The 26,829-nt window shown below is 41.4% G+C and carries 23 protein-coding genes; 8 read left to right on the top strand and 15 right to left on the bottom strand.

The genetic code is table 11. The features are described 5' to 3' along the window. Positions 1-100 precede the first annotated feature (100 nt). Positions 101-892, bottom strand: a complete 792-nt coding sequence (locus tag ACMHKH_RS09635) for an SPOR domain-containing protein (RefSeq protein WP_413520421.1) — start codon at positions 890-892, stop codon at positions 101-103. Between the two features lie 68 nt (positions 893-960). Next, on the bottom strand, positions 961-2,790 hold the full coding sequence (gene argS, locus ACMHKH_RS09630) for an arginine--tRNA ligase (protein WP_413520420.1): 1,830 nt from the start codon (positions 2,788-2,790) through the stop codon (positions 961-963). 424 nt (positions 2,791-3,214) lie between these two features. Here argS and ACMHKH_RS09625 point away from each other — a divergent pair, with 424 nt between their 5' ends. After that, positions 3,215-3,433, top strand: a complete 219-nt coding sequence (locus ACMHKH_RS09625; RefSeq protein WP_413520419.1) for a DUF2788 domain-containing protein — start codon at positions 3,215-3,217, stop codon at positions 3,431-3,433. A 114-nt stretch (positions 3,434-3,547) separates the two neighbouring features. On the opposite strand, the gene ACMHKH_RS09620 is transcribed toward ACMHKH_RS09625, so the two are convergent. From ACMHKH_RS09620 to cmoA, 3 genes are all read right to left on the bottom strand, one after another. Beyond that, a complete protein-coding gene (locus ACMHKH_RS09620) occupies positions 3,548-4,750 on the bottom strand; it encodes a DUF1176 domain-containing protein (RefSeq protein ID WP_413520418.1) in 1,203 nt (400 codons plus the stop codon). A 43-nt stretch (positions 4,751-4,793) separates the two neighbouring features. Then, on the bottom strand, positions 4,794-5,816 hold the full coding sequence (cmoB, locus tag ACMHKH_RS09615) for a tRNA 5-methoxyuridine(34)/uridine 5-oxyacetic acid(34) synthase CmoB (RefSeq protein ID WP_413520417.1): 1,023 nt from the start codon (positions 5,814-5,816) through the stop codon (positions 4,794-4,796). A gap of 83 nt (positions 5,817-5,899) precedes the next feature. Further along, positions 5,900-6,703 carry a carboxy-S-adenosyl-L-methionine synthase CmoA gene (gene cmoA, locus ACMHKH_RS09610; RefSeq protein WP_413520416.1) on the bottom strand — a complete coding sequence of 268 codons (804 nt, stop codon included), beginning with the start codon at positions 6,701-6,703 and terminating at the stop codon, positions 5,900-5,902. 214 nt (positions 6,704-6,917) lie between these two features. On the opposite strand from cmoA, the gene msrA reads away from it, so the two are divergent. The 3 genes from msrA (at position 6,918) to ACMHKH_RS09595 (ending at position 9,961) form a co-directional block, all read left to right on the top strand. After that, positions 6,918-7,439, top strand: a complete 522-nt coding sequence (gene msrA / locus ACMHKH_RS09605) for a peptide-methionine (S)-S-oxide reductase MsrA (RefSeq protein ID WP_413520415.1) — start codon at positions 6,918-6,920, stop codon at positions 7,437-7,439. Positions 7,440-7,635: 196 nt separating this feature from the next. Continuing rightward, on the top strand, positions 7,636-8,295 hold the full coding sequence (gene tmpT / locus ACMHKH_RS09600; protein ID WP_413520414.1) for a thiopurine S-methyltransferase: 660 nt from the start codon (positions 7,636-7,638) through the stop codon (positions 8,293-8,295). A 196-nt stretch (positions 8,296-8,491) separates the two neighbouring features. Further along, entirely contained in the window at positions 8,492-9,961 is a 1,470-nt protein-coding gene (locus ACMHKH_RS09595) for a lytic murein transglycosylase (protein WP_413520413.1), read from the top strand. Positions 9,962-10,108: 147 nt separating this feature from the next. Here the strand turns inward: ACMHKH_RS09595 and ACMHKH_RS09590 are convergent, their stop codons facing one another. The 4 genes from ACMHKH_RS09590 to ACMHKH_RS09575 all read right to left on the bottom strand — a co-directional run bounded on the left by ACMHKH_RS09590 (position 10,109) and on the right by ACMHKH_RS09575 (position 13,687). Then, complete coding sequence (locus tag ACMHKH_RS09590) at positions 10,109-10,408, bottom strand: hypothetical protein (protein WP_413520412.1); 300 nt, start codon at positions 10,406-10,408, stop codon at positions 10,109-10,111. Positions 10,409-10,613: 205 nt separating this feature from the next. Beyond that, positions 10,614-11,642 (bottom strand): DUF4062 domain-containing protein, encoded by a 1,029-nt coding sequence (locus ACMHKH_RS09585; protein ID WP_413520411.1) that lies wholly within the window; start codon positions 11,640-11,642, stop codon positions 10,614-10,616. A 192-nt stretch (positions 11,643-11,834) separates the two neighbouring features. Further along, positions 11,835-12,821, bottom strand: coding sequence for a glutamate racemase (gene murI, locus ACMHKH_RS09580; RefSeq protein WP_413520410.1), 987 nt, complete (start codon positions 12,819-12,821; stop codon positions 11,835-11,837). A 143-nt stretch (positions 12,822-12,964) separates the two neighbouring features. Continuing rightward, a complete protein-coding gene (locus ACMHKH_RS09575) occupies positions 12,965-13,687 on the bottom strand; it encodes a DUF1285 domain-containing protein (protein WP_413520409.1) in 723 nt (240 codons plus the stop codon). A 665-nt stretch (positions 13,688-14,352) separates the two neighbouring features. Between ACMHKH_RS09575 and ACMHKH_RS09570 the strand changes: the two genes are divergently transcribed. Beyond that, positions 14,353-15,990 carry an electron transfer flavoprotein-ubiquinone oxidoreductase gene (locus ACMHKH_RS09570; RefSeq protein ID WP_413520445.1) on the top strand — a complete coding sequence of 546 codons (1,638 nt, stop codon included), beginning with the start codon at positions 14,353-14,355 and terminating at the stop codon, positions 15,988-15,990. A 115-nt stretch (positions 15,991-16,105) separates the two neighbouring features. Here the strand turns inward: ACMHKH_RS09570 and ACMHKH_RS09565 are convergent, their stop codons facing one another. After that, positions 16,106-17,602 (bottom strand): alanine/glycine:cation symporter family protein, encoded by a 1,497-nt coding sequence (locus ACMHKH_RS09565; RefSeq protein WP_413520408.1) that lies wholly within the window; start codon positions 17,600-17,602, stop codon positions 16,106-16,108. A 1,101-nt stretch (positions 17,603-18,703) separates the two neighbouring features. Between ACMHKH_RS09565 and ACMHKH_RS09560 the strand changes: the two genes are divergently transcribed. The 3 genes from ACMHKH_RS09560 (at position 18,704) to ACMHKH_RS09550 (ending at position 21,658) form a co-directional block, all read left to right on the top strand. Continuing rightward, positions 18,704-18,964 (top strand): DUF4212 domain-containing protein, encoded by a 261-nt coding sequence (locus ACMHKH_RS09560; RefSeq protein ID WP_413520407.1) that lies wholly within the window; start codon positions 18,704-18,706, stop codon positions 18,962-18,964. A 4-nt stretch (positions 18,965-18,968) separates the two neighbouring features. Continuing rightward, positions 18,969-20,837 (top strand): sodium:solute symporter family protein, encoded by a 1,869-nt coding sequence (locus ACMHKH_RS09555; protein WP_413520406.1) that lies wholly within the window; start codon positions 18,969-18,971, stop codon positions 20,835-20,837. 275 nt (positions 20,838-21,112) lie between these two features. Further along, complete coding sequence (locus ACMHKH_RS09550) at positions 21,113-21,658, top strand: hypothetical protein (RefSeq protein ID WP_413520405.1); 546 nt, start codon at positions 21,113-21,115, stop codon at positions 21,656-21,658. Positions 21,659-21,748: 90 nt separating this feature from the next. On the opposite strand, the gene ACMHKH_RS09545 is transcribed toward ACMHKH_RS09550, so the two are convergent. From ACMHKH_RS09545 to ACMHKH_RS09525, 5 genes are all read right to left on the bottom strand, one after another. Then, positions 21,749-22,354 (bottom strand): rhomboid family intramembrane serine protease, encoded by a 606-nt coding sequence (locus ACMHKH_RS09545; protein ID WP_413520404.1) that lies wholly within the window; start codon positions 22,352-22,354, stop codon positions 21,749-21,751. A gap of 36 nt (positions 22,355-22,390) precedes the next feature. Next, on the bottom strand, positions 22,391-23,443 hold the full coding sequence (locus ACMHKH_RS09540; protein WP_413520403.1) for a 5'-nucleotidase: 1,053 nt from the start codon (positions 23,441-23,443) through the stop codon (positions 22,391-22,393). 251 nt (positions 23,444-23,694) lie between these two features. Continuing rightward, entirely contained in the window at positions 23,695-24,984 is a 1,290-nt protein-coding gene (locus tag ACMHKH_RS09535) for a TRAP transporter large permease (RefSeq protein WP_413520402.1), read from the bottom strand. After that, positions 24,981-25,508, bottom strand: a complete 528-nt coding sequence (locus ACMHKH_RS09530; protein WP_413520401.1) for a TRAP transporter small permease — start codon at positions 25,506-25,508, stop codon at positions 24,981-24,983. Before ACMHKH_RS09530 ends, ACMHKH_RS09535 begins: the two co-directional genes overlap by 4 nt. Before the next feature lie 17 nt (positions 25,509-25,525). Continuing rightward, the gene (locus tag ACMHKH_RS09525; RefSeq protein WP_413520400.1) at positions 25,526-26,584 is read right to left on the bottom strand and encodes a TRAP transporter substrate-binding protein; all 1,059 of its coding nucleotides are present in this window, start codon (positions 26,582-26,584) and stop codon (positions 25,526-25,528) included. Positions 26,585-26,829: the final 245 nt, after the last annotated feature.

Raw genomic sequence — 26,829 nt, 5'->3', positions numbered from 1 at the left:
AGTGGATTGAGCTTAAAAAAATACCCTACTATTAGCAAAAAAAACGTATAAAAAAAGCGCCATTTTGACGCTTTTTTATAGACAATAAATCAATTTAAAACTAACGACGCTGTTCAACGATAATAGAATCAATACCGTTATTTTGCAGGCGCTGCTGAGCAGTAGCTACCGCTTGGCGACTATTCATCGGGCGTGAGATAACCTGATAGATAGGCAAGCCATTATTGGTAGTATTTTTGACGACCTTGGCGTCAACACCCGCCATCAATACTTGTGCACGGCGACGATCGGCTTCATCAGCATCGCCAAAGCTATTGATTTGCAAAATATAAGTTGCAGCAGGTTTGGCCGCTTGAACATTAGCTGTACCAGTGTTGGGTTTATTTGCACTTGTACCAGTATTACCCGTTGCTGGCGCTCCATCATAGGTCGAGTCTTCTTCAACGACAACAATGTCATCATTACCGGTGGCTTCACCAGTATTTGGCTCGCTATTGCTACCTTCAGAGATATTACCTGCACCATCGTTACCACTCGGCGCGTCACCGTCAACCTGATTGACAATCACATCGGGTTCAAAGTTTGTAATTTGACCCAATTGATCGCTATCAGTCTTGTCAAACTCTTCATCAGGGATGGTTGCCATCTCTTGATTGGGTAAAATGTCATAGAACTCGTAATCGCTATTATCGGCATCAGGATCCACTCTTTGCTGTATTTGCTTATTGGGATCTGCAGCACTACCAGTAGGACTAAAATTAAACCATGGTGATAGGTATAAGAACACCCCAATCATCAGCGTCAATACTGCGCCAACAAACATCCATAATAAGCCTGACGCACTACTTTTTTTGCGCTTTTCAGTGGCACCTCTTGGTTTTTTGGCTAACATGGATCGCATTCTCCCTACGGAATCTATCTATCATTATCGAATTATTACTATCGGTTGCCAGCTTTATATTACATGCTAGACGGTGCAGACAAGCCTAATAAACCAAGCCCATTGCTCAATACCTGACGTACTGCTTTAGACAAGCGTAAACGAGCTTGCATCATAGCCATCTCATCTACGCTCGGTGTCTCACCTGATGTTAAGCTCACTGGCAGGATACGATTGCTGTCATACCAGCCATGAAATAACGCCGCCAATTCTTTTAGGTAATTGGTCAAGATATGCGGCTCATAACCGGTCGCGGCACGTAGTAAGGTAGCCGGATAAGCAGCAAGCAGCTTAATCAGCTCCTCTTCATTTGGCGCAATAAGTAGCTCTTGCTGCGCAGCACCAATCGCATCATCCACGCTCAAACCGCTCGCTTGTAGTTTTTCTAATACACGACAAACACGGGCATGCGCATATTGAATGTAATACACCAAGTTGTCTTTACTTTGAGATTTTGCCAGCTCTAAATCAAAATCAACGTGCACTTCAGGCTTACGTGCGACATAATAAAAGCGCGCTGCATCGTTACCCACTTCATGACGTAGCTCACGTAAAGTGACAAACTTGCCAGAACGCGACGACATCTGCACTTTTTCGCTACCGCGCCATAAGGCAACAAACTGTACGAGCACCACATCTAGACGCTCAGCATCGATACCAAGTGCCGTCAATGCCGCTTTTACCCGTGGCACATAGCCATGGTGGTCGGCACCCCAAACGTTCACCACTTTATCAAAACCACGATCAAATTTATTTTTATGATAGGCGATATCAGAAGCAAAATAAGTAGATTGACCATTAGCACGGCGTACGACACGGTCTTTTTCATCACCAAAGTCAGTCGATTTGAACCAAATATTACCGTCTTTTTCGTAAAGATAGCCTTTGTCATCTAAAATCTGCAAGACTGGCTCAATCTCACTATCGATTGATTTTTCGCTAAACCAGCACTCGTAACTTACACCGAAGTCATTTAGGTCATCTTTGATATCTGCCAAAATACTATTCAATGCTGCATTTAAAAACAACTCATAGTCGTCACCTAGCAAGGCTTTACTATTGGCAATCAGACCATCGATATGGGCTTCTTTATCTCCTGATAACAGTACTTTTTCGCCTTCAGCATTTATCTCATATTGCGCATCTTCTGGTACGTTTTTAGCAACTTCTGCGAAGCTATGTACGTAGCTATCACCATGCTGCGCTTTTAACGTTTCTGCGATATCGCGGACGTAATCACCGACATAGGCGTTCGACGGGAAGATAACCGCTTCGTTATTGAGTTCTAGATAACGCAAATAAGTACTGGTGGCTAAGATATCCATCTGCCGACCAGCATCGTTGACGTAATATTCACGCGTGACGTCATAGCCAATCGCTTCAAGCAAGTTTGATACGCTCATACCCAATGCAGCACCGCGTCCATGCCCAACATGTAAGCTTGAGGTTGGATTGGCTGATACAAACTCAACCTGTATTTTTTGCCCATCAAACTGCTTACTTAAACCAAAGCTTTCTTGCAGATTAAAAATATCATCTAAAACGGCAAACTTGGCGTCGCTATTTAAGAATACATTGATAAATCCTGGACCCGCGATTTCTACTTGGCGGATATCTTGATTTTCAGGCAAAGCATTAACTATTTTTTCAGCTACTTGACGTGGATTGACTTTTGCTGCTTTGGCAGCGGTCAGGGCGATATTGCTTGCAAAGTCACCATGGCTGGCATCTTTAGTACGCGTAATTTGGCTGTTATTCTGCCAATCAGCCGGTAGTTCGCCGTCAGTTTTTAGGACTTGAATCGCACTGTCAAACAGTGAGGCGAGCGTATCGATTTGGGCTTGTGACATAGGACTATAAACTCAGATAAATAAACAAAAAATTGATGGAATATAAAATAAGACGAAAAGACAAGTAACCTATAAATATAACAACCTTTACAGGCTATTGCACTATTTGAACCAAAAATACCCATAAAATGCTAACTATTATAGTTAATGGGTACGACTTTTATTTGATGACTGTTTTTTGTGACTATTATAAGCGCCAAATGACTTTCGGGTCAGAGCTATTGTAGCGTTCCTGTTGCTTAAGGTTTGCGAAACATTTATACCCACTCTATTCCGCGTTATAATAACCCTATCTATTGCCTACTTCTCTACATATCGTGACTTTTGAAGTCCTATTCAAGCATTTATAAGTGTTTTATTAAAAGCTATAACAATAAATAATAGAGAACTTGGTAATTCACCATTTTATATACAGGATAAAACCATGTTTGCCATTGCTGCTAGTACCGTCACCAGTTGGGGACTTTATATTTTATTGCCCGTTTTTATTGCCTTTTTATTCTTTATTATTTGGGACTTATCTAAACAATCTGGGGCCGGTCGCGCAGGTACTTTTTGGATGTTTTTGGCACTTGGCGCTGGTTTTATTGGTTTTATATTAAAGATTTTATTAGAAGTAGCATTTAACAAATGGTTCATCTAGGTTAGCCTATGAACCCTTATTGATAGCATTACCGACGATGATAACCTTACTGACATAGATCGCTCAGCTTCGAAATCGTCCGTATCGTTATCGATGCGATTTTTTATCAAAATATTACTTAGTAACGTCGCCATTGGTAGCCTGACTATTACTTCTTATGACTTCACTGGTGTAAGTTGGTAAATTCCATGCGCCACCGGCGAAGCCTCGGCACATTCCTGTACTGGAATCTTCCGTCATTGCAAAGTTTTTGCCATTCCATACCCATGTTTTGCTATTCCAGCAGTCACCTACTCCTCTATCCTTATGAATAGCGTAGATTTCACCATCAGAGTAATCACTGCCTGACGTGGTGATTAGCTTGATTTGGCTTGGTTTATCATGATTAATTAGCCAATACCCTGCGCCCATATTATAAGCACCTTGCCAGCATAGATGGCTAGCAAGCGTATGCTTAGCATCTACGGGTATGAACTCCCAATTAATATTATCACCAGAATATTTTTCTAGGTTAATAGAAGACTCACTTTTAGGATTTATAAGCTCACAATCACTGGTATTAGCTTCAGAGCCTATAAACTGCTCAGAATCAATATCAATCCAACGACTTATATTTGCTTGGAAGTACGCCAGTTTTTTCGGATCGAGCACTTGCTTACCTTCTTTTAGCGCGGCATCGTCTAGATAGCCATAGTCTTTTTTAACAATAGGTATTTTCAGTGCTTTTTTAAGTATTTGTCGACTGGGGTTATTTTTACTGATAAATGCGAGCGATGTACCAACGCGACCTTGTACTTCGTCAAGTTTTAGCAATATCGCCGCCAATCCTTTGTCTGATACTTGCCATTTGTAAATTCCTGATGTGAACTGTATTTTGGTATTCTGTTTAGCAATTTTGAGCAGTTGCTGTATTTGAGCACGACTTAACTGCCGTCTGCCGTCAGATGAAAACTGCACCATACCATAAGACTTATCATTTAATAGCAAATCAACTTTATCAGTATTTTTTGATAATTGATCACTCACCAATTTTTCTTGCTCATCATATTCCTCGCTACTCAAAATAACTTCTGCACTAGGCAGCTTTTCACCAGCTACGATCGTCAACAATATACTGGCTGACAGTATTTCTTCAGATACCAAGCTTTCATCTGCATAACCTGCTGCTCGGCAAGTCAAAGTATTATCACAGACCAGTTGCCAATCGTCTTTGACAAAACCCCAGCCATCAAACGGCGTGCCATAAGCATCATACGCCATTGTAGGTAGTGGTAACAAACTGACAGCAATCATAATCATAGTAGGCGATATTTTCATAATCTCTTCTCCTTGTTTTTATGACCGCTTGCCGTCATAAATGCTATTTTTTTGCAATAATCGTGGCACGCATCGGTGCAGGATAACCTTCAATGGTCTTCGTTGCATCAGTAGAATCTAAAAAGTCTGCTAATGAATGGTAGTTCATCCATTCCGTTTTACGCTGCTCATCGGTCGAGGTCACTGCCACATCGACGCAGCGCACTTCTGTAAATCCAGCCTTCTCTAGCCAACCAATTAATGCCGCTACCGACGGTAAAAAATACACGTTATTCATCTGAGCATAACGGTCATGCGGCACCAGTACAGTATTGGCATCGCCTTCAATGACCAAAGTTTCAAGCACCAGCTCGCCACCTTTGACTAATTGTCCTTTAAGCTGTTGTAAATGCTCAAAGGGCGACTGACGATGATAGAGGACGCCCATACTAAACACAGTATCAAATAACTGGCTATTTTCAGGTAAAGCTTCCAGTGGCACCGGAATATAATGGGTACGATAGCTATCTGCCGCTCCCACAAAATGACGAATCGCCATAAACTGATGATAAAACAAGCACGATGGATCAATAATAATAACCGTATCCGCTCCTGCGCCTGCCATACGCCAGCCGTGATAACCAGAACCGCCGCCTACATCTAGAACGCGACGTCCTTTTAAATTGCCCAAATGCGGCGCAACTCGTTGCCACTTCCAATCACTATGCCATTCAGTATCGATAAATATCGGATTACTCTCGTTTTTACCAATTTGAAAAGGTCCTTTACGCCACGGCATCAATTGCTTTAATAAGGCAGTTGCTTGTTTACGCTCAGAGTCACTCAACTGAGCATTAATCTTCAATATATCGCTATCTAATTGCGCATTATCGACGGCTAGCTTTGGCAATCGCGCGACCGACGCTTGATAAGCAGGCGCATGGGCATAGTTGGCTTTGTCTTTTATATCATTTAACCACGTTGGTAATTGTTTTAGCCACTCATAAGCCATTGGCTGCTGCTGCGCCAACGTCAACAAGGTTAAATACAGTTCACGTTCAGCGTGGAGAATAGTGTCGTTAAGCATAAAAGCGGATTACCGTATTAATCAAAGATAGTGTGAAAGATGTTTTTTAAAAAGCTCAGCGTTATTTATATGTCGCGTAAATATTATTTAAACGCCACAATAGAGACAAAATTTAAGAACTGAAACCAAGTCAGATGACGCTCGAAACCAACTTGTGCCAAACGCGCGTGATGCTCGTCTAAAGTATCGGTAATAAGGACATTCTCTAATGCATTACGCTTGCCGCTAATTTCCATCTCGGTATAGCCGTTAGCACGTTTAAAATCGTAATAACGCTCGACCAACCACGCATCGTACTGCTCATCAAACGCATGCGTCTTTTCAGTCAATACTAATATGCCGCCTTCGCTTAATGCCGCATAAATCTTATCTAATACCGCCACCCGATCGGCTGCTGGCAAAAACTGTAATGTTAAATTTAAAATCACCATATCGCATGGCTCAAGCTCTACATCGCGAATGTCCGCAGTGATGACTTCTATATCGTGCTCAGGATAATTATCATTCAGTAAAGTAGTCGCTTCAGTAGTCATCGCCGGTGAAATATCAATCGCTTTGATTTGCAAATCTTGCGGCTCAAATTCGCCAGCTAAGGTCATACTTGCCGCACCAAGCGAGCAGCCCAAATCGTAAATACGGCTCACACGCTGACCATTATCACTCTGTTGGCGATATTTACAGTGACGACGAGCAAATATCGGCAGCATCGCTAGCACCTGACCATAACCGGGAACACTGCGACGAATCATATCGGGAAAACAAGCCACCACTTGCTCATCAAAAGAGAAGCGCGCCGCCTTATCGAGTGGCGTGGTAAAAAGGGTGTCATGTTTAATAATTTTATTATTAAAAGTAGCAGGCTTAGATTGGCTCATGGTAAGACTCATTTTTGGATAGTAGAACTTAGATTAAAAGTATTTAGCGGTTTCTTTGATACTATTTATTTTGACGATATTTATAGAAAATTAATAAGAATAGCAAAAGCACATTATAACATTACTGTTTGTTACTAATAGCTAGCTTCTCGACTGATAAGCTAAATACATCGTATTAAAATCTATTCATTTCTAATCTTTAACACTTATAACAATAGGAAGATTTATGCAAAATATTATATTAGGCGGTGGCTGTTTTTGGTGCACCGAATCTGTTTTTTTATCTTTGAAAGGCGTTCAGTCTGTCGTATCAGGTTATATGGGTGGCGAAGCTACTACTGCTAACTATCAAGCCGTCTGTGGCGGTAATACTGGACACGTCGAAGTGATTAATATCACCTTTGATGAGTCTGTTCTACCCTTAGAAGTATTGCTTGATGTATTCTTTGGCACCCATGATCCTACAACTAAAGACCGTCAAGGTAACGATGTCGGCAGCCAATATCGCAGCGTCGTCTATTACACCGACGACAATCAAAAACCAACCATCGACCGTACTATTAATAAGCTACGTGATATGGGTCTCAACATCGTTACTGAAGTGCATCCTGCGGTTGAATTTTATATCGCTGAAGAAGCTCATCAAGACTTTTTTAATCGCAATCCAGGCCAAGCCTATTGCAACTTTGCCATACCACCAAAACTTGCCAAACTGCGTAAAGAATTCAGCCAGTATATGGTGAGCTAAATCGCAGCTTGCCTAGTAATGAGTCTTTGAATTCAAAAATAAGTGTGTAATCTAATAAAAGCCAAACACTCTTCTATGAGCGTTTGGCTTTTTAATGGCTTTGATAGCATTGCCCTTGATAACATTAAAGAAAACGTTATGATAATGAGTTAAAAATAACCGATAAAATAAATTCTTATAAACAAAGGCTAGAACAATGAACCCTGAATTTTGGCAAACACGTTGGCAAGAAAAACGTATCGGCTTTAATCAATCTCAAGTTAATCCGCTATTAGTAAAATATTTTTCTGAGTTAAACTTGTCCGTCGGTAGCCGTATTTTTGTTCCTTTATGCGGTAAATCAATTGATATGGTATGGCTAGCCCATCAAGGTTTTGACGTGGTTGGTATTGAATTGGTTGAGTCAGCAGCACAAGAATTTTTCATTGAGCAAGCTATCTCGTATACGGTCATTGAACATAGTAAACAGACAGATATCAAATGCTATCAAGGCGAGATTGCAGGTCGAACTATAGACTTATGGGTTGCTAACATCTTTACACTATCAGCCGATGATATAGGTCACGTTGATGCAGTATATGATAGAGCGGCATTGATTGCCATGCCAGCAGAGTTGCGCCCACAATATAGCGAGAAAATACGTACGCTCAGTTGCAACGCTTCTCAGCTATTGCTAACCCTCAATTACGATCAAAATGAACGATCAGGACCGCCCTTTTCAATCAGTCAGGAACAAGTCCAGCAGTACTATGGCAATGACTATCAAATGAATAAGCTTGAGGAAGAACCATCAACTCTGAATGCCGCACCAGAGATGGCAGTAACAGAGCCTGTTTGGTTATTAGGTCAGAAATAAACATAATGATTTGATACTCCACTTATATCCTAGTAATTTCAAACCCTCTCCCAACCTCACGCCATCGTCCATTTATAGTAACTGAGTACTTCGATACCTTTTCTTTATTATGTAGATTGGTTACTCTAAGTCAATACTGGCTTTATTGCTTTCTTCTACCTCTCAATGACTATCTCGACGTTTATAGGATATTTTCATGCGCTTGACTCGTTTGTCCACTTTATCTTTATTGACTGCGGCTATTGGTTTAAGCTTTGCCAGCACTGCTCAAGCTGCCAAGCCAGACGCACCAAATTTGTCTAACGCTCAGTTTCAGCAGTGTCTAGATGGACTAAAAAACTCTAGCAAATTCCGCGGTGTTGATAGCTATACTTTTAATAATTATCGCCCTTCTCAGCCTGACCCGAGTGTGATTCAGTCGCTCAACTATCAGCCTGAATTTCAAAAGGATGTCTGGGATTATTTATCTTCACTCGTTGACACTGAACGAGTAGAAGATGGTATCCGTGCCAAGCGTCAATGGGCAGATACATTGCGCAAAATTGAATCGCGGTATGGCGTCAAAGCCGAACACGTATTAGGTGTTTGGGGCGTGGAATCTAACTTTGGGCAAACACTAGGCAAAAAACCTTTATTCGAATCTTTAGCAACTTTGTCCTGTTTTGATCGCCGTCAAAGCTATTTCCAAGGTGAATACGCTAACGCCCTAAAAATCGTTCAAAACGGTGATATTGCTCCAAATGATATGACAGGGTCATGGGCAGGTGCCTTTGGTCAGACACAGTTTATGCCCAGCACCTTTTTAGAATTAGCAGTGGATTTCGATGGTGACGGTCGCCGTGATTTAGTGAATAGTGTTCCTGATGCGCTCGCCTCTACCGCGAACTTCTTAGATAAACGTGGCTATCGTTCAGGTGAGCCATGGGGTTATGAAGTGAAACTGCCTAGTGGATTTTGGGCTGCCTCTAATCGTAAAGATAAAAAATCAATCAGCCACTGGCGCAATCAAGGTTTAACCCTTGCTAATGGTAGCCCACTTCCTTCTGACTTGAATAGTGCTGGATTATTATTGCCCGCTGGTAAAAACGGCCCTGCATTCTTGGTGGGTAAAAACTTCGATACGTTTTATTCCTACAATGCATCAGAAAGCTATGCACTAGCGATTGCTCATTTATCAGATCTGATTACTCGCGAGGACAGCAGTAAAACTGACTTTATCACAGCTTGGCCAACCGACGACCCTGGTATTGGTCGCCAAGAATCCAGAGCGATTCAGCAAGCGTTATTAAATGCAGGGTATGATATCGGTGCAGTCGATGGCATCATCGGTGATAGTACTCGTACTGCGATTCAGCAATACCAGTCTAGCCGTGGTATTTTTCCAGCTGATGGACGCGCAGGACAGAAATTTTATCGTACCATCGTTGGTAATGCCGCTCCTAGTAACTCATATGGCAATCAATATAAACAGCCAGTAAGTAGTCGTCCTTTGAATCCAGCGTCTGCTGATCGTATGGGACAATTGATTCAACAACAAACCACTACGCCTAACAGTTACGCGCAGCCTACAGTAATCAGCCCATCAAGCTCGAGCACAACGCGATATCGCCGTGTGACGGGTGCTGATGGTGCTATAAAGCTAGTACGTATCGATGAAGGCTCTTAATTAGGTAATATCGTTAAGTTATTACTAAAAATAAAAAAGCCACGCTAAATAGCGTGGCTTTTTTATCATGTCAGCTCTATAACTCTTTATGAATTGATACAGTTTACATAATATCTTTAATCATATAAGTGACTTCAGATTTAAACATTAAACAATGGGTGGTGGGTTCGGTTTACCATTTTCACCATCCCAGTTTTCACGCGCTTTATCATCCAAATCAGCAGGGGTTTTCGGTTCCCACTTGCCGTTTTCTTTCCACGTCGCATCCCCCCAATCAGCACTCTCTTCCTTTCTATCTAAATCTTTGTAAGCTTTGGTAGGGTCGATACCGCGGCGCTTCATATCCGCGACCTGCTCTTCTAGTGTATGAAACTGGCTAGCATCATGCATGGCTTTCTCTAAGCTCTCTAATTCACTTTTTAACGCATCATTTTTAGAATTACTCATTGTTTGCTCTCCTTAATTACTCGGTATTATTATGTGTTTGTTGTAGTTATTATTACGAGTATTAAAGATATGCACAACCAGTACGACGTATACTTTGTATTACAAAACGTAGCCATACGCAGAATCATGCTTATAAGGTATGATTTTATAAGCAACTTTAAGATTGAAAATAAAGATAAATCGTAATTATAAAGGTTGCTAATATTTAGCCGTTTGACGTCAGCGTAGAGGGGATTTCTGTCACTGATTTTTTAGTAGCAAGCAAGCTTTTTGCATAAAACGTCAATTTCCAAAGCTCTTGCGTTACTCTGGTGCCATAGGTAGCCAGTTGTATCCAGTTAGCAGCCACCAACTGCTGCTGTAGATGATTGAGATCATCTTGCGAGATTTGGCATCGGGCGACAGCATGAACATTTGGCATCTCACGCTTGATATCAATCTCAGCTCGAGTACTGATCAAACGGTTGATGCCGCTTTGTAAGCCATAGCTTGAAAAGGTAGCTGGCATTTTTATCAGCGTAATTAACACCTCTTGCCATGACAAAACCATAGGTCTTGTCAAATCAGTCAAATTACCACCCTCATAAGCTTGGGCTTTATAATTAATCTCAAAGGTGTCGGTCAAGACGATTTTCTTACTGACGTTATCATCCATCAGTTGAGCGGGCAAAGTGGGATTTTCTTGCTTGGTGGTTTTACTACTGGATAAATTAGCCGTATCAGACACTGATAGCTTGCTAGCCTTCAACACCTCATCATCTACTCTTACCCATCCAGCACCTACTTGGTTACTAGCAACCATTTTATAGTACGCTTGAATCAGTAATTGCTCGATGTCATTTTCTGTTTCGTAATAAAAAATCTTATCTGCTTTTGAGGTCACCATACTGCTAAATTCTTGCAGCTGCCGACTGATATTAGCATCGTTATGATGTTTTTTTACCAGTATTAATAAAGGCTTTAGTTTTGCCTTGGCATTGAGATAGCTTAAATGCATTTGGCTCACACCCGTATTTTGCTTGGTACCGTAACTATCGCCAATCACCATCAAAGCATAATCACAGCTATCAATACATTGGCGCCCATATAATGAAGCTTTGGGTAATTTGCTAGACACATCATAAGTTAAAAAGGCACGCGCTTGAAAAAATACCGCAATACTATCTAATACCAGCAACTGGTCGTTGTCAGCACATATAACATGAATGTGGTAGCGACGGTTCGGCACAATCACCTCTAATCTTAGTTAGCTGATCACAAAAAGTAAGTGTTCAAAGAAGTATAACAAAATGCGACATCAATATTCTTTTTAGTAAATATAATCCTAGCATAATATTGCTAGAATACGTTCAATTTTTATCTAATGCCACTGTTATATTGCGGGATTATAACAGTTACGCCAATATTAACCTATAAGCAAGCAATATTAGCAATCAGGGTAAGAATAGTATCGTAAAGGAGTATGCTTACCAAGTAAGCGTGGTAGCAGCATATCTAAGCTTGTATCATATTTAGTCGCATAAAAAACTAATGGTTGTCTAACATTTTTAGCAATTGCATTCGTCTCTAATTCATTGTTATCTAAGCTAGCATGAGTCTTTGCAGATAGCTGATTAGTTATTAATAACTGTTTAACACGCTCTGCAATTGCCTGACCTGAATCAACCACCTGCATTGACAATTTTTGCGCTTCAATCTCTTGCTGCACAAAATCTTTAAAAAATGGATAATGCGTGCACCCTAGTACCAGCTGATCTATCCCATCCTTTGCAAACAGCTGTAATTGCTGTCGCAGATTTTGAGCCGTTTCACTATTATCCGGCATACCCAATTCTACCCAAGGCACCAGTTGCGGGTCAAAATATTTGGTCACTGTAGTCCCGCTAGGGCTAGCAACAGTCGCAATCACATCGTCAAGTAGCGTACCGTTTAAGGTCGCTTTGGTTGCTAGTACCGCAACATGACCACTTTTACTTGCAAGTACCGCGGGCTTTACTGCAGGCACTAAACCAACAATAGGTAGCTGCGGATAATGTTGCCTTGCTATTTCTAACGCATGGGCAGACGCGCTATTACAAGCAATAACAATCAGCTTGCAACCTTGCTGATACAGCCACTCTACTGCCGTCAACGTCAATGCCTTGATATCTTCACTATCGCGATTGCCATAAGGCACGTGCAAAGTATCTGCATAATAAATATAACGCTCATGCGGCAGCTGCTGGGCTAAATGCAGATAAACGGACAGTCCACCGATGCCAGAATCGAATAAACCAATGGGAGCATTATGGTCTTTATTAGCGATATGATTCAACCTATCACTATTGACCATCGCTTTTTCTATAGTATCGTTATCAGAAAATATTGAGCTGCTGTGGATCCTACTGGTGGCTGTATTTGCGGCAATTTTCATTTTTATTTTACCGCCGTTTTCATATAAATATTGTCCTACTCATACTATTGCTAACGTTGTTATTTATTTAATCACTAGCAACAAATACTAAAATTGGAATATAAAAGCTTAGATAGATAGCTTTAATGAGCAAACGCTTATTTTCAACCAACTGGCATTGATAGCTCATAAGATTTACCACCACTTTGTAAGGTTAGTATCGTCTCACCATCGTGCTCTGTCAATTCACCAATTTCAGTTAAATGATAAAAAGCATTACGACCGATAAGCGCTGTCAGATTATTACGAACTTCCATATAAGGACGTATTTGTGCCGCTGCTGTTACATACTGACTTGCTTCTTCTCGGTTATTGTTGTCAGTGATATCTTCTTTATTTTTAGAAGTGTAGCTACGTAACGTAATCGGATGCTCATCATCTAAACGGACAACATCACCCGTTGTGGTGGTAAATTCCAGCCAGTTCTCATTGCCTTCATTGACAATACCGACATCATTAATCAGAAGTGGCGCATCTTCGACATGAATACGAAGTTTTTGCACGGGCGTCTTTAAAAAATACTCAACGGTGCCGTTATTCTCTTCTTTCCATAAGATGGTAGCAAACAAGCTGACTAATGACTCTCTAGTCATATACCCACCTTCATGCCACCATTCACCATTCGCTTTAATGACCAAATCCATATCAGTAGTCTGCTCTGGATGCCAATTTTCTAAAGGTGGTATGGCACGTCCTTCGCGGGTTCCTGCTTCAGACTTTAGATACTGGCTCAAGCTATCTATAGTATCTGTCTCTGATGCCTTGCTCTCTGCCGCCTTCACATCTTTTACGGTCATGGTATCGATGGCTTTATTATTACTTATCATCGTAAAATCCTTTACTTAGTAATCAAAGTTTGGCAAATCTGTTATTACTATAAATTTTAGTTTCGGGTATGATAAGAGTATATCGTCATTATACCCCCACAGCCTTAATCTTACCTTAACACTGATGCTATGAAATGCGTATCGTGTTTGTAGGACTTTTCTTTTATAATGAGTAACGATTTTTTATTTGAAATAGTCTAGTGGGTGTTGTATTAACGGCACATTCTACGTTATGCATTCAGATTTCTTAATCAAATGTTTTCACTATAACGTAATCAACTGATACCGGAAAAACCCTTTTTATCGGGCAGCCATATGTCTGAGTAAAGTTAGCGCTGCAAGCCTTATTATTCAATTGTTAAGCTAATGATGCCCTGAGATAAGCCACTAAAAGTTTAGGAGTAGGTATGCAAGAGCAAGACAATCAAACACCAGTTATAGATAATGATACTGTAAATACGAACACACCAGCCATGACAGAAACAGCAAAACTTGAGACAGCAGACACAGCCGTTGTCTCACCAGAAACAGCCGCCGAAGTGCTAGAAGTTGCTGTAGATACACCTGCGACTGAAACGCTAGTCGTCGAAACACCAGTGGTCGAAACTGCTCCAGAACCTGTGGTTGAAACTGTCGCAGCAGAGCCTGAAGTTGAACGCGAATCAATGGAATTTGATGTCATCATCGTTGGTGGCGGACCTGCCGGTCTGTCAGCAGCTATCCGTCTGCGCCAGCTTGCTATTGCGGCCGGTAATGATGAGTTTATGGTGTGTGTGGTCGAAAAAGGCTCAGAGTTTGGCGCGCATACGCTATCGGGTGCAGTCATGGAGACACGCGCTTTAGATGAATTAATCCCAGATTGGAAAGAAAAAGGCGCGCCGCTGAATGTCCCTGCGATTGAAGACCGCGTTTATATGCTCGGTTCAGCGACCAGAGCCACCAAACTGATGGATTCAGTTATTCCTGCCAGCATGCACAATAAAGGCAACTACATTGTCTCATTGGGCAACGTCGTTCGTTGGTTGGCTCAACAAGCTGAAGAGCTAGAAGTCATGATGTTCCCAGGCTTCCCTGCTGATGAAATCTTATATAATGATGATGGTTCAGTCAGAGGTGTATTAACGGGCGATATGGGCGTGGCCGCTAATGGCGAAGCCAAACCTAGCTTTGAGCCAGGCTATGAGCTGCTTGCTAAATATACTATCTTTGCCGAAGGTTGTCGTGGTCATTTGGGCAAACGCTTAATCAGCCGTTTTGATCTTGATAAAGACTCAGATCCACAGCATTATGGCATCGGTCTAAAAGAGCTATGGGAAGTGACGCCTGAGAAACATGAAGAAGGCGTCGTGATGCATGGTTCAGGCTGGCCATTAACGGACACTGGCTCATCTGGCGGCTGGTGGTTATATTTCGATGAAAACAACCAAGTAAGTTTTGGTATGGTCATCGACTTATCATATTCAAACCCTTATATGTCACCGTTTGATGAGATGCAGCGTCTAAAATTACATCCTCTCATTCGTAATGTCTTAGAAGGCGGCAAACGTCTGTCTTATGGCGCGCGTGCGTTGACCAAAGGTGGCTTAAACTCATTGCCAAAATTCACCTTCCCAGGTGGCGTATTAGCAGGTGATGAAGCAGGCTTCTTAAACCCTGCCAAAATTAAAGGTACGCATACCTCAATGAAATCAGGTATGTTGGCTGCTGAAGCGATTTTTGAGGCAGTACAAGCGGGTCGTCAGCATGACGAAGTTGAAGCTTTTACTACCATGTATAATGAGTCGTGGTTATATCAAGATAACTATGAAGCACGTAACTTTGCCCCAGCGATGCACCGTATGGGTCAATGGATGGGCGGCGCCTTTACCTTTCTAGAGCAAAATCTGATGGGTAGCAAAATGCCATTAACCATCCATGATAATCAAAAAGATTATGATCAGCTTGAGCGTGCGGCTCATGCTTATCAGCCAACCTATGCAAAACCGGATGGCAAATTGGTATTTGATAAATTATCGTCAGTATTTATCTCAAATACTAACCATGCTGAAGATCAGCCAGTACATTTAAAATTAACTGACCCAACAGTGCCTGTTTCGATCAATTTACCACTCTATGCTGAGCCAGCACGTTTGTACTGCCCAGCCGGTGTTTATGAGATTGTACAAGATGCCGAAGGTGCTAAGTTTGTCATCAATGCACAAAATTGTGTCCATTGTAAAACTTGTGATATCAAAGACCCGTCACAGAACATCACTTGGGTAACGCCAGAAGGCGGCGGCGGTCCTAACTATCCTAATATGTAAATTTTTATTTAGATATTAGGATAGTTATATTAAAAAATAAGCTGCAATAAAAAATCGCCCTCAAGAGGGCGATTTTTTATTGTCATACTAAATACGATATCGCTAAAAGTTCAGCTTAGTCTTTCCACGCATCACGATTGGCTTCATCTTTTAATTTCACAAAGTCATCAGGATTGAATTTGATTTGATCAGCGCTTTTGCCTTCTTTGATTTGACGTTCGTAGTCACGTAATATTCTCAGTGCTACCGGTGACAAGATGAGAATAGCCGTCAAGTTGACTAATGCCATTAAACCCATGGATAAATCCGCAAAGTTCCAAATAGCCGGTAAGCTTGCAACAGAGCCGACAAAGACCATGCCTAAGACCATAAAGCGGAAGATCATAATCATTACTTTGGCGTTTTTCTCACCTGAGATAAATTCAAGATTGGACTCACCATAACTGTAATTAGCGATGATAGAGGTAAATGAGAAAAAGAAAATCGCAATCGCAACGAAAATCACGCCCATATCACCCACATACTGAGACAATGCCAACTGTGTTAATTGAATCCCTTCTTGCTCGACGCTAGGGTCGACCACGCCAGAAAGAATAATAATTGAGGCAGTCGCTGTACAGATAACCAATGTATCCAAAAACACACCCAGCATCTGCATAAAACCTTGTACTGCGGGATGGTCAGGATGGCTTTTTGCCGTTGCGGCGGCATTAGGCGCTGAGCCCATACCCGCTTCGTTCGAGAATAGTCCGCGCTTGATACCATTAATCATTGCTTGGGCAATACCATAACCAATGACACCGCCTGCCGCTTGCTCAAAGCCAAATGCCGATTTTACAATCAAGGCAATCGCGGCTGGCACCTCACTAAAATTGGTCACGATAATATATAGAGCCAATAAGATGTAGAGGATAGCCATCACTGGCACGACTTTACCCGCGATACGCGCAACCGAACGCAAACCACCGAAGACCACTGGCGCAACCAGCACCACCAATATCAAGCCTGTCATCCACGTTGGAATACCAAAGGCTTGATTGGTCGCTTGGGCGATAGTATTTGACTGCACGCCATTGAATGCCAAACCAAAAGCCACGAGTAAACAAAGCGAGAAAAATATCGCAAGCCAGCGCTTACCCAAACCTTTTTCGATATAGTAAGCCGGTCCACCGCGATAAACATTATCATTATGCGGCACTTTATAAGCTTGCGCTAAGGTTGACTCAATAAAACTGGTCGACATCCCTACAATAGCGGTCATCCACATCCAAAATACTGCACCCGGTCCACCCAGATAGATAGCAATTGCCACCCCTGCTAGATTTCCCGTACCGACTCGCGCAGCAAGGGAAGTCATTAGTGCTTCAAACGAGCTGATGCCACCATCTTTGCGCCCTTGATTTGAGATTCGTAATAACTGCCACATATGACCAAAATGACGAAACTGAATAAAACGCGTTGCAACGGTAAAGTAAAGACCAGCACCAATTAACACAAACATCAGTAGCCCGTACCATGGATTGCTAGCAATCAACCAATCATTATTACCCCAAATGATACTCACACCATAGTTGACGATGTTATTAAACCAACCGGCTATGCTCTCATTCATACTATCTTCCCCTCACTAACTTTCTCTATCTTTAGCATATGTTGTTTATTGATGTGACCATTTACCTTTTTATGACAGTTTGCTCTCTCAACACCAACCTCAATCTAGCGGCATTAGAAAATCAAGCCATAAAGTGGCAATAAAATCACCCATATTACGAGGTCGTATTTTAACTGACTGACGGTTATTTAACTATTTCAATCCATTATTTCAACTTTATTTACTTATGAACTTTTGATGAGTAGAACACCAAATTTAATAAAATTATTATTATAATTTATATTTTATGAGAAACTTTTAGGACTGATTAATGTTTGTGATAGTGAAACTATATTCATATCACCCTTATTTGTTATAAAAAAGTTATTTATATAACCGTTATTTTTAAAATAAATGTCATTTTTTGATTTTAGCCATTAATCTCACTGCTACAGCAAATCCTTAATATAAATAAGGCGTTAGTATGGTATTGTGTCAGAGGTGTGATAATTACTGGGTTTTGCTAACATAAGTTAGTAAAAGTTTCTACGAAACGAATATTTGGTTACACAAAGTAAATAAAATTTATTTATTGTTAATTAAGTCAATATTGTATATATTCCTAATAAGTTTATAAAAAGTGCTTGCAATACTTATTAGCATGAATACTTTTTAAGTATTAAAGCCATATCGTCGGGAAGAAGATATGAATAATAAGACAGAGGATTGTCAGACTATACCGACCCTCCTCATTAAATATCCTTATTTATATCTGCTAAATTTAATAAAACTCTCTCTTATTGTCGTTAATAGACAATGAGCGGGTTGAATTTAAACGATTAATATTGATTTTTATCTAGCAAATTTATGGTGATAATGCCGAGTAAATTAATATCGGTGTAGGTATCGCTAGCATTGAAAAATTTGCTCATGTATTTGATAATTTTGGGTTACTTATCCTGATTGGTCATTTTGCTTTAGCAACCTATATACATATTTTATGATTGTAATATAGACAGCGTATCAAGCTGTATCGCACAGTAGGATAGACGCTAAAGAAAAATGACTTGTTAGACTTAAATTAGTAACCTTCTTTTTATGTTAGGCAAAAGGAGTTGTCCTATGGAGAACCACAACGATTCATCCGGTTATTGGAAAGCCAATCTCCGTCTCATTAAGATTAGCCTCGTCATTTGGGCTTTAGTCTCTTATGGTTTTGGCATCTTACTACGTCCATTATTGTCAGGTATTAAGATAGGTGGTACCGATATCAGCTTTTGGTTTGCACAACAAGGGGCGCTTATCGTCTTTATCGCTTTAATCTTCTTCTATGCATGGCGCATGAATAAACTCGATAAACAATATGGTGTAGACGAGGAATAGTCCTATGAGTCAATTTACGATTAATATTATTTTTGTAGGTCTATCCTTCGCTTTATACTTCGGTATTGCTTGGTGGGCACGTGCTGGTTCGACCAGTGAGTTCTACGTTGCTGGCGGTGGTGTGCATCCAGTAGTGAATGGTATGGCAACAGCTGCTGACTGGATGAGTGCTGCGTCATTTATCTCGATGGCAGGTATTATTGCAACAGGTGGTTATGCCGCATCAACATACTTGATGGGCTGGACAGGCGGTTATGTTCTATTAGCCATGCTCCTAGCACCTTATCTACGTAAATTCGGTAAATTCACGGTTCCTGACTTCATCGGCGACCGTTTTTATTCCAAGACCGCTGCTATGATCGCAGTCGTTTGTTTGATCATTGCATCAACCACGTATGTTATCGGTCAGATGACCGGTGCTGGTGTGGCATTCTCTCGCTTCCTAGAAGTTGAGAGTACGACTGGTCTGCTTATTGCTGCGGTTGTTGTATTCTTCTACGCCGTACTTGGTGGTATGAAAGGGATTACGTACACGCAGGTTGCGCAGTATGTGGTTCTGATGATTGCCTATACGATTCCTGCAGTCTTTATTTCACTTGAATTGACGGGTAACCCGATTCCAGGTCTTGGCTTGTTCTCAAACCATGTTGAAGCAGGTATTCCTATCCTAACTAAGCTTGATCAAATCGTCGTTGACTTAGGCTTTACCGCTTATACCGCTGACGTACCGAACAAGCTAAACATGGTGCTATTTACCTTATCACTGATGATTGGTACTGCGGGTTTACCGCACGTTATCATTCGCTTTTTTACGGTTCCTAAAGTGGCTGATGCCCGCTGGACAGCTGGTTGGACGCTAGTTTTTATCTCGCTATTATACTTCACTGCGCCAGCAGTAGGTGCTATGGCGCGTTTAAACCTAATCGATACCATTTATCCACAAGGTGTTGACGCCCCTGCTATCGAATATGATAATCGTCCAGATTGGATGAATACTTGGGAAGATACTGGTCTTATTAAGTATAAAGATCTCAATAACGATGGTCGCATTCAGTTATATGCCGATAGTGGGCTTGGTGCAGCAGAGATAGCATTGGCTGCCGCAACAACTGACGGCGGTGATGTGGCTGCTGCAACGGCTGCTGTCGAAAAAGCAAAAGCAGAGCATGCTTTAGAGCGTGATGGCATCTTTGTTGACAGAGGTTGGGCAGGTAACGAGCTTGACGTGAATGCTGATATTTTAGTATTGGCTAACCCAGAAATTGCACAGTTACCAGGTTGGGTTATCGGTCTTATCGCCGCCGGTGGTTTGGCAGCAGCGCTATCAACGGCAGCTGGTCTACTACTCGCCATCTCATCAGCGATCAGTCATGACTTGATCAAACGTAACTTAAATCCAAACATTACTGATGCGCAAGAATTGAAATATGCTCGTATCACGATGGCGATTGCGATTGTGGTGGCTACCTACTTAGGTATTAATCCACCAGGATTTGCTGCACAGGTCGTTGCATTAGCCTTTGGTATTGCGGGTGCATCACTGTTCCCAGTATTAATGATGGGTATTTTCTCTAAGCGTATTAACAACCTTGGCGCTATCGCTGGTATGTTAACGGGTTTGATTAGTATCTTAGTTTACATCTTTGTCTTCAAAGGTTGGTTCTTCATTACGGGCACTGCAAACTTCCCTGATACTGAAGAGTACTGGTTGTTTGGTATCTCGCCACTATCATTTGGCGCGGTTGGTGCATTGCTTAACTTTATCGTAGCATTTGCAGTATCTTATGCGACTGCTCCACCACCAGTTCATATCCAAGAGTTGGTTGAAAGTGTCCGTTCTCCACGTGGGGCTGGCGGCGCAATCGACCACTAAGCTATACAAGCGAACAAGTGAAGTACATGCTTTTTTACGATAATATATCACTCACAGGCAGCAGCTGCTTGTGAGTGATTTTTTTATCCCAAGATGATGATAGAGTATTTTTTAAATATTATTTGTCCAATTATGATGGCTTTATTCATCCCTTTTTAAAGTAAAAATAATGAGAAAGATGAGCATAACTGCCATAATAAATACGCTTAAAAAACTTGAACACGTTATTTTAATAATTGGTATTAAACGCGCTGATGGCGTTAAGGAAAGGTATTATGCTTTTTGAGTTTATCGCGACCATAGCGGCTGGATTTGGCTTAGCTGGGATAGCACTGGTCATCACTCACCTCAGTAAACTGGCAGGTAAGAAAGCGCCAAGATGGCTTATTCCCTTGTTTGGCGCTATTGGTATCTTTGGCTTTCAAATAAGCCAAGAATATAGCTGGTTCGGTCAGCAAGTTGAAAAGCTCCCAGAAGGCGTTCATGTCGTTAAGAAAGTTGAAGAAGGGACTTGGTTTCGCCCGTGGTCATATATTAAACCACAAACTTTGCGCTTTATAGCAGCTGATAGCGGACACGCTCGTGCTAACGCCGGCAACCCAGATGTTTATTTGGTCAATTTATATTTGTTTGAAAGACGTAGAAGTGTGCAGCAAGTACCACAAGTGATTGACTGTGCCGCCCCTGCCCGTGCCGACTATGTGCTACAAGAAAAAGATAGTAAGCTGAGTATCGATGAGCATGTGAAACAAACAACTGCTTGGCGACCTTTAGAAAAGAATGACCCGCTATATATCAATGTTTGTATCAATAAAAAATAACTCAGTCATTAAACTATCTATAAGCGGGTTTATAAATCTCTCTATAGTTTATTGAACAGGCTCTACGAACAAATTTACCGAAAAGTAAAGTTAATAACGATTATTTATTTTTGTATAGGCGTGTTTAGAATTGGCACCCAACAACAAGCCGGCGCATAGACCACCAAAATGCGCCGCAAATGAGATCCCTTGCTGTGGTATCAAGCCTTGTTTAATAGTAAGCCAATATCCTGTTCCCATCACAATACAAGCGAGCAAGTAGCCCCAACGCCTAGCGAATACTGCCCCACCTATCATGAAACCGAGCATCGCAAAACACAGTCCTGAGGCGCCGATATGTATTGATAACGGTGAAGCTATTATCCAAGTCATTATACCTGAGGCGACAATCAACTTAATCACAGTACGATAAGCATTATTCTCAAATAAGCCAAATAAGAATAAAATCTGCATGAGTGTCAGTGAATTTCCCACTAGATGTGAGAAATTACCATGCATTGTCCATGATGCAAATACCCCTATCATACTGCCCATATCTAATGCTCGCGGTACGATACCGAAGATATTCCATAAACCAAAAAATACGGTGTCATTAAGAAAAAACATCACCCACATCGGCAGTAGCACAAAAACATATAGACCGATCACTTGTTTGATACGGCTAATCACCACCGTCATCACTTGCTGCCACTTCATCGGCTGTTATATCCTTTTGATCTGACTAATTGCCTATTAGTGGCTTGCAGATAATATCTTTTTTTTAAGTGGTTTAAAAGATAACGATGACGCATCTTTATCCGCATTCATTACACTATTGGCATGTAATAACGAGGTTGAATGATAAGGTACCAATGCCGTCGGTACGAAGCCACGCGCCGCATCGATATGTTTGACAGAATCATCAAAGAAAATATGTGGGGCAAAGGTTTTTAGTATCGAAGTCTTTTCAAGTCCGCCTAAAAAAAACGCCATATCAAGATCGACGCCCCAATCACGCAATGTTTTGATAGCTCGCAGGTCAGCTGGCGCATTACGTGCCGTGACCAACGCTATCTTCATCGGACAAGAATCCAAGCTTGCAGGAAGACGCTCTTGCATTTTTGACAGCTTAATCAATAGCTCAGCATAGGGACCTTTTTCTATCGGCAAATCGCGCATTTCGGCTTCACGGTCATGAAAGGCCTGCAAGCCTTTTTGCTTATAAAGCAGCTCACCTGAATCATCAAACAATACCGCATCACCGTCAAAAGCTATACGCAACTGCTTGGTATCAAGCTCATAAGTATTGACGGGTGTGGCATCCAATATCGCACACGCACAGATGTTAGCATCGGCAACCTGCTGCGCGTCCTCACGATTGGTCGTCAAAAATAAATCTACATTAAAGTCTTTGATATAAGGCGCAACCGCACTGCCTGATATAAAAGCTGAACGTGAAATAGTTAGATCATGCTCACGTATTGCATTGAGCACTTGAATGCCGGTATCAGGGCTGCTTTTTGAGATAATAACGACCTCGACCAAAGGCGCATCGATACCAGATTCTTTGCCATCACAGTCGTCACAATAATCATTTAAATTCAACAACGCTTTGATCAGCGGATGACCTGCGCCAATGCTCAGCGGGTCATTTTCACGCTCCGCCATATAATCTCGAAACTCCTTCACGGCATCATGAGGACACTTTTTTAATAGCGACAGGAGATGATTTTCGGACTCTGACAAATCAAATAAAGCCGTTGCCGATATAGCAACAATTAGGGTGTTGGTAAAATCAATGGTCATGGTTCTTCTACTTAACGATTTTTTATAAATGAGTGAATAGTTTGAAGATTACTATAGCCATCACTACCCATAATAACGAGACCCGTTATGTTAACGCCCCCATATTCATAATCATTATTCCAACAATAAAACGTAAAAAAAGCCATAGTATCATCACGATAATATGGCTATAAAATCGAACTGCTATTTTTGTTTTCTAATTTAGATAAACTTATATAAAAGCCTTTCTCGACAATTTGGCACTATTGATATTAATTCAAAAGCACCAATGATATCGCTGGAAACGCGACCAAAATCACTAAGCGGATCAAGTCAGAGACAATAAAGGGCATCACCCCCTTGAACATATCAGACAGCTTAATATGCGGCGCCATCGCCTTAATCACAAAGATATTCATCCCCATTGGCGGTGTAATGAGTCCAAGCTCTACCGTTAATACTGCAATGATACCGAACCAAACCGGATCGTAGCCCAAAGCAACAATGATTGGGAACACGACCGGAATCGTAATTACTAGCATCGCTAGGGCATCCATGAATAACCCTAAGAGAAAGTACATGATCAAGATACAGATCAATACTATCATTGGGCTGACCGCTAATGTACCAATCCATGTCGCTAAACTATAAGATAAGCGCGATACTGAGATAAAGTAGCCTAGTGCTTCTGCACCTAGTAGCATAAAGAATACTACCGCAGAAAGTGCGAGTGTCTCAATCAATGACTGTTTAAGCCCTTTCATGCGCATGCCTTTAGCAAAAGCATAAGCCCATGATACAAAGGCACCCACTGCCGCACCTTCTGTTGGGGTAAATAACCCAAAGAAAATACCAGCGATAATCACAATAAAGATAAAGCTAAAAGGAATCAAACCTGTTAGAGAGATTAATTTTTGTTTCCAAGAAGTAGGCTCTCCGCGCTGTGCTAAATGTGGCTTCCAACGTACCATAATCATGACTGTTATCGAATACATCACCATGCCTAACATACCCGGTAAAAAACCAGCGATAAACATATCACCGACCGACTGCTGGGTTAAGATGGCATAGACTAATAGTGCAATACTGGGTGGAATCATAATCCCCAAAGTACCACCTGCAGCTAGGATGCCACAGGCAAAGCCTGGTTGATAACCATACTTCTCCATTTGTGGCAGTGCCACTTTAGTCATGGTCGAGGCAGTTGCTAACGATGAACCTGAAATGGAGGCAAAAATACCAGATGAACCAATACCCGCAATACCTAAACTGCCTCTTACCCCGCCAAAGATGGTTCGGGTAGCGTCAAACAACTTTCCTGCCATACCTGAATGAGAGGCAAACACCCCCATGAGTATAAATAACGGAATGGCACTAAAATCATATTTCGCTAAGACATCGACCGGTAAGTCTTTTAGCATCTGTACAGCACCAACAGGCGCTGTCACGGCACCAAAACCAACCAGACCCACACCTAACATGGCAAGTGCAACAGGAACACGCAGCATGACCATCGCAATCATACATAACAAACCAATGGCACCAATAATTTCTGGACTCATGCGCCTGTCTCCTCAGCGTCAAAGAACTCGCCTGTTTTAAAGATATTGATGGATTCAATCAATGATCGAATGGCAAGTAGAATGCTTAAGAAGGCGCTAATAGCGTAGATGGGCATCATGGATATTCGAAGGTCTTGAGTGACTTTGCCATACTGTATTGCATCAAAGGCACTCTCATAAAGTCCCCATGCAAATACGATACCGATGATAAAGAAACCCATCATAAAGGTGCCCATCATGTAGCCTTTGACAGCTTTTGACATATTTTGAGTAAATACATCAACGATGATTTGTGAGCGCTCAACAAAAGCGGCAAAAGCACCCAGCAAAGCAAAGAGCATAAAATAAGAGACAATCTCAACGCTACCTTTTACCGTAAATCCAAACTCGCCACCGGTGAGTTTGAAAATATAGCGTGCGACAACATCCAGCATGGTGGTCAGTACAATAATAATGAGACTGACACCACCAATAAACTGACATAACCTTGAGATGAGGGTGCTAATTTTAACTAAAAATGCCATGTGACAACTCCTTTAGGTTAAACCTTACAGGCTGCACTGGCGGCTTTAGCTTTTGCATAAACACCATCTGCGTCTAATCCTAGAGCAGTGACATCAGCTAGATATTTTTTGGTACCTTTTTCGAGCGGTCCTTTCCAGTTAGGATCATTCAGTGGATCAGGAATTTCAACGATTTCATCACCTTTATCTCTAGCCGCTTGTATGGCCATGTCATCATGCTTATCGAATACTTCACCAACTTTGTTGGCAAGCGCCATACCAGAGTTTTTATCCAATAATTTTTTCAAATCATCAGGTAAGCTTTCATATTTCTCTTTATTCATAGTCACCATAAGTGCTGAACTATAAAAAGGAATATTGGTATGGTATTTGGTGATTTCATCAATCTTAAAGGCGGTGACTGCCTCCCAAGGAAAGCTTAGTCCATCAACAACACCACGCTGTAAAGAGGTATACATATCATTGGCGGGTAGTCCTACCGGTGAGGCACCAGCACTTTCAATAATGTCACCGGCGACCGCGGAAGGACGGCGAATACGCATACCCTTCATATCTTCAGGGGTGCGAATTAACTTGTTGGTCGTATGCAGTGAACCGGGTCCAGCACCATACATAAACAATAGATGTGAATCTTTGTATTCGCTAGCAAGAGTGCCATCTTCATATAAGGTTTGCAGCATACAACCCATCTGAGTGGCCGAATTTGATAAGCCAGGAAGCTCAGTAATTTGGGTCAAAGGAAAGCGTCCGCTAGTATAGCCATGTGCTTGTGAGCCAATATCTATCGTCCCTTTAGCAGCGGATTCATAGGTAACATCTGCTTTGGCAAGACCTGCCGAAGGATACAACTCCACTTTTAGGCGGCCGTTAGAATCTGCTTCTATCTGTTTGGCCCAAGGCTCAAAGACCTCTGTGCTAATAGAGGAGGTTGCTGGCCAAAAGTGTGAGAAGCGTAATGTTGTTGTTTCTTGAGAATTGGTTGCGGAAGCATCAGTACGGTCAGAAACTTGATTAGAACAACCTAAAAGACTAATAGCTGCTAAAGCACCTATTGAAAAAAGAGGAGCTAACTTCATTATCAATTCCTTTTGATAACTATTGATAGGGCGTGAACTCATACTGATCAATGCAATATAGTGCCAAAATCCGTATCAGCATCACATATAGTTTTAATTAACTAAAGTTGAAACACTCTTTAAAATTAGCAGCTATAACGATATAAGTCAAATCATTTTAGATTATAATGTAGAATATATCTAATACAATAAATGATGTTGTAAAAAGAGGAAAATCTTATTGAATAACTCAACTAAATACCACC

It is taken from the genome of Psychrobacter glacincola (assembly GCF_965118485.1).
Lineage (GTDB): Bacteria > Pseudomonadota > Gammaproteobacteria > Pseudomonadales > Moraxellaceae > Psychrobacter > Psychrobacter glacincola_D.
This window is presented reverse-complemented; position numbering and strand designations above follow the sequence as displayed.

What these genes read in the sequence shown, in the direction of transcription:
- ACMHKH_RS09635 (WP_413520421.1), bottom strand. Translation starts at nt 892, where the DNA reads ATGTTAGCCAAAAAACCAAGAGGTGCCACTGAAAAGCGCAAAAAAAGT.
- argS (WP_413520420.1), bottom strand. Translation starts at nt 2,790, where the DNA reads ATGTCACAAGCCCAAATCGATACGCTCGCCTCACTGTTTGACAGTGCG.
- ACMHKH_RS09625 (WP_413520419.1), top strand. Translation starts at nt 3,215, where the DNA reads ATGTTTGCCATTGCTGCTAGTACCGTCACCAGTTGGGGACTTTATATT.
- ACMHKH_RS09620 (WP_413520418.1), bottom strand. Translation starts at nt 4,750, where the DNA reads ATGAAAATATCGCCTACTATGATTATGATTGCTGTCAGTTTGTTACCA.
- cmoB (WP_413520417.1), bottom strand. Translation starts at nt 5,816, where the DNA reads ATGCTTAACGACACTATTCTCCACGCTGAACGTGAACTGTATTTAACC.
- cmoA (WP_413520416.1), bottom strand. Translation starts at nt 6,703, where the DNA reads ATGAGTCTTACCATGAGCCAATCTAAGCCTGCTACTTTTAATAATAAA.
- msrA (WP_413520415.1), top strand. Translation starts at nt 6,918, where the DNA reads ATGCAAAATATTATATTAGGCGGTGGCTGTTTTTGGTGCACCGAATCT.
- tmpT (WP_413520414.1), top strand. Translation starts at nt 7,636, where the DNA reads ATGAACCCTGAATTTTGGCAAACACGTTGGCAAGAAAAACGTATCGGC.
- ACMHKH_RS09595 (WP_413520413.1), top strand. Translation starts at nt 8,492, where the DNA reads ATGCGCTTGACTCGTTTGTCCACTTTATCTTTATTGACTGCGGCTATT.
- ACMHKH_RS09590 (WP_413520412.1), bottom strand. Translation starts at nt 10,408, where the DNA reads ATGAGTAATTCTAAAAATGATGCGTTAAAAAGTGAATTAGAGAGCTTA.
- murI (WP_413520410.1), bottom strand. Translation starts at nt 12,821, where the DNA reads ATGAAAATTGCCGCAAATACAGCCACCAGTAGGATCCACAGCAGCTCA.
- ACMHKH_RS09575 (WP_413520409.1), bottom strand. Translation starts at nt 13,687, where the DNA reads ATGATAAGTAATAATAAAGCCATCGATACCATGACCGTAAAAGATGTG.
- ACMHKH_RS09570 (WP_413520445.1), top strand. Translation starts at nt 14,353, where the DNA reads ATGGAATTTGATGTCATCATCGTTGGTGGCGGACCTGCCGGTCTGTCA.
- ACMHKH_RS09565 (WP_413520408.1), bottom strand. Translation starts at nt 17,602, where the DNA reads ATGAATGAGAGCATAGCCGGTTGGTTTAATAACATCGTCAACTATGGT.
- ACMHKH_RS09560 (WP_413520407.1), top strand. Translation starts at nt 18,704, where the DNA reads ATGGAGAACCACAACGATTCATCCGGTTATTGGAAAGCCAATCTCCGT.
- ACMHKH_RS09555 (WP_413520406.1), top strand. Translation starts at nt 18,969, where the DNA reads ATGAGTCAATTTACGATTAATATTATTTTTGTAGGTCTATCCTTCGCT.
- ACMHKH_RS09550 (WP_413520405.1), top strand. Translation starts at nt 21,113, where the DNA reads ATGCTTTTTGAGTTTATCGCGACCATAGCGGCTGGATTTGGCTTAGCT.
- ACMHKH_RS09545 (WP_413520404.1), bottom strand. Translation starts at nt 22,354, where the DNA reads ATGAAGTGGCAGCAAGTGATGACGGTGGTGATTAGCCGTATCAAACAA.
- ACMHKH_RS09540 (WP_413520403.1), bottom strand. Translation starts at nt 23,443, where the DNA reads ATGACCATTGATTTTACCAACACCCTAATTGTTGCTATATCGGCAACG.
- ACMHKH_RS09535 (WP_413520402.1), bottom strand. Translation starts at nt 24,984, where the DNA reads ATGAGTCCAGAAATTATTGGTGCCATTGGTTTGTTATGTATGATTGCG.
- ACMHKH_RS09530 (WP_413520401.1), bottom strand. Translation starts at nt 25,508, where the DNA reads ATGGCATTTTTAGTTAAAATTAGCACCCTCATCTCAAGGTTATGTCAG.
- ACMHKH_RS09525 (WP_413520400.1), bottom strand. Translation starts at nt 26,584, where the DNA reads ATGAAGTTAGCTCCTCTTTTTTCAATAGGTGCTTTAGCAGCTATTAGT.